Annotated in this window: 1 protein-coding gene and 1 pseudogene; one reads left to right on the top strand and one right to left on the bottom strand. The window is 59.3% G+C overall.

The genetic code is table 11. The annotated features are described in order from the left end of the window. Nucleotides 1-41 precede the first annotated feature (41 nt). A pseudogene (locus P0D70_RS36430) lies at nucleotides 42-1,371 on the top strand (ISNCY family transposase). A gap of 356 nt (nucleotides 1,372-1,727) precedes the next feature. Here P0D70_RS36430 and P0D70_RS36425 read toward each other — a convergent pair. After that, nucleotides 1,728-2,075 (bottom strand): immunity 8 family protein, encoded by a 348-nt coding sequence (locus tag P0D70_RS36425; RefSeq protein WP_408188087.1) that lies wholly within the window; start codon nucleotides 2,073-2,075, stop codon nucleotides 1,728-1,730. Nucleotides 2,076-2,101: the final 26 nt, after the last annotated feature.

Here is a 2,101-nt window from a genome sequence, read left to right as displayed (position 1 = left end):
ATGTCAGGGCTTTTTAGTAATGTCCGGTTTCCTGCTCCGGGCTGACTGTCGTGCTGGCGGCCGAGCGGCTGCAGCTGTGTGAGCGTCAGGTCGGCCGGCTGGTGCGGCGCTACGAGGCTGCAGGACCGGCCGGACTTATTTCGGCGCGGCCAACCGAGCAACCGCGATCTGCCGGTTGATCTGCGTGCACGGGCCATGGCGCTGGTGCGTGAGCGTGAGCGTTACGCGGATTTTGGGCCGACGCTGGCGTGCGAGAAGCTCGCCGAATGTCATGGCGTGATGATGGCGAAGGAAACCGTGCGGCGCTGGATGCGGGAAGCCGGGCTGTGGATTCCTCGCAAACAGCGGCCACCGAAGCTGCACCAGCCGAGAAACCGCCGTGCGTGTCTGGGCGAACTGGTGCAGATCGACGGCAGTGATCACCGGTGGTTTGAGGAGCGTGCGCCTGCGTGCGCGCTGCTGGTGTCCATCGACGATGCAACGGGCCGGCTGATGGCGCTGCACTTCACGGCGACCGAATCGACCTTCAGCTACTTCGAAGCAATGCGCGCGTACCTTGACCCGCATGGCAAGCCGGTGGCGCTGTATAGCGATAAGGCCAGCGTGTTTTATTGCAACAGCCATTCGGTGACGCCTGGCAAGGGTGTGATGCAGTTTAGGCGCGCGCTGTACGAGCTGAATGTGGATACGTTCTGCGCCAATAGCAGTCAGGCCAAGGGCCGCGTCGAGCGCGCGAATCTGACATTGCAGGATCGTCTCGTGAAGGAACTGCGGCTGCGCGCAATCAGCACGAAGGAGGCGGCCAAAGCTTATGCGCCCCACTTCATCGCTGACTTTAACGGCCGGTTTGGCAAGATGCCGCGGAGCACATTCGATGCGCACCGGCCGCTGCGTGCCGGCGACGATCTTGATCTGATCCTGACGGTTCGCGTGCCGCGTCGCGTGTCGAAGGTGCTGACGGTGCAGTACGACCGGGTGATCTATCTGCTGGAGGATACGATGGCGAACCGCAGCCTGATCCACCGTTATCTGGACGTATTCGAGTATCCGGATGGGCGCATCGAGATCCGGGTCAATGGCGCTGCCCTGCCCTGCGTACCGTATGACCGGCTCTCGGAGATCGATCACGCGGCGGTGGTCGACAACAAGCGGCTCGGACACACGTTGCAGATGGCACAGGTGATCCAGGCGCAGCGTGATGACCGGCGGGCGTCGGGCACGCCGTCAAGGACCAATCAGGGCGACGCGCCGCGACCGGAGGAGCGCAAGGTGGGCGCCCGCAAGCAGCGGGAACTGACGCGTGAAGAGTTGAATGAGGCGATTCTGGGAACTGCCGGAAAGCAGGTTGGCTCGGTGCTTAAAAGCCCTTGAAAGTAGATATTTCTGAACTTCAAAACCGGACATTTCTAAAAAGTCCAAACCCGGCCTCGCGATCGAAATACCGACCTTCGAACAGCTTGTCAATGTTCCTCTGCTTACTCATTCTGTTTGCCCTGCGCGCGCCAAAACCCTGAGCGTAACCCATCGGCCTCCATATTCGCACCAGAGCCGACCCAGTTAGGCGCCCCCGCTAACGGCGGCGATGTCGACCACAGATCGAGTGGCCCCGTTCGTCAAATTCAGCCGTGCCTGAATCGTGAAGCCTTGACGCACAAGATCTGTTGTGGCCGCTGCCGAACTGTTTGTGGCGAGAGATTGCAGTCCCCAATCTTATCGACAAGGCAGGATCAACCCTGGTAGTCCTCGAACTCCCATCCGAAAACGCGCGCTAGTTTTCCGGCAATTTCACTCCAATTGCTGCCATGGCACCCAGCGACGTAATCGCGAATGCATTGTTCAATAGCGGAGAGATCGTACTCCCGAACGATCAGCAAATGACGTCCCCAGCGGGGCTCCCACACAGTCTTTCTTAGCCATTCCGGCGTGCAAACGCAAAGTTCAAAGTCGTCTGCTCCCGATGTTTCGTCAGATCCGATTCGAACACGAAGACTCAAGGAAAAGCATGCCATGTCCTCCGGTAAGAACTTCGCTATGTCGGACTCGTCACTTGAAATACTCTTTACGACAGCGTGCATCATATATTCCTCAGTTAGTCACATTG

It is taken from the genome of Paraburkholderia sp. RL17-381-BIF-C (assembly GCF_046026435.1).
GTDB lineage: Bacteria > Pseudomonadota > Gammaproteobacteria > Burkholderiales > Burkholderiaceae > Paraburkholderia.
The sequence above is the reverse complement of the archived record's forward strand: the minus strand, read 5'-3'. Positions and strand labels throughout refer to the sequence as shown.